Annotated in this window: 2 protein-coding genes; both read left to right on the top strand. The window is 67.8% G+C overall.

The window, feature by feature from the left end; genetic code table 11:
- The coding region (locus BST14_RS28275; RefSeq protein WP_142279687.1) for a transposase at positions 1–295 on the top strand (295 nt) is incomplete at its 5' end.
- Positions 213–556: transposase (locus BST14_RS31810; protein ID WP_368731264.1), on the top strand; the 344-nt coding region annotated here is incomplete at its 3' end. The genes BST14_RS28275 and BST14_RS31810, both read left to right, overlap by 83 nt.

The following is a 556-nucleotide window of genomic DNA, read 5'->3' as shown; positions in this document are numbered from 1 at the left end:
CTCGATGGTCGAGGGCATTATTTATCGGTACCGGTGTGGGATCGCCTGGCGAGACGTGCCCGGGGCGTTCGGGCCGTGGCAGACGATCTGGACCTGGCATCGGCGGATGAGCGCCGACGGCACCTGGGACGTGGTGCTGTCTCGGTTGCTGGCCGCCGCCGAGGAGGCCGGAATCATCGACTGGGCGGTGGCGGTGGATTCCACGATCGCCCGTGCTCACCAGCACGCCACGAACATCACCCGTGACACAGGGGGCTGGGTCGAATTACACGAATCCGGGCATCGAGCCGCCTGACCACGGTATTGGTCGCTCGCGCGGCGGACTGACAAGCAAGATCCATCACCTCGTCGACGGCCGAGGACGACCCATGGTGGTGCTCGTGGGCCCTGGCCAAGCCCATGACGGGCCGGTGTTGGAGCATTTGCTCGCGCACGTGAAAGTGGACCGCCGACGCGGTGGCCGGCCGCGTACTCGTCCCGATCGCGTCCGCGGGGATCGGGCCTATTCCAGCCGCGCGACCCGCACTCGACTACGCCGACGTGGGATCGGCGCGGT

The organism is Mycobacterium arosiense ATCC BAA-1401 = DSM 45069 (genome assembly GCF_002086125.1).
Lineage (GTDB): Bacteria > Actinomycetota > Actinomycetes > Mycobacteriales > Mycobacteriaceae > Mycobacterium > Mycobacterium arosiense.
Note: the sequence above shows the minus strand (reverse complement) of the source record. Positions and strands in the feature narration are given on the sequence as shown.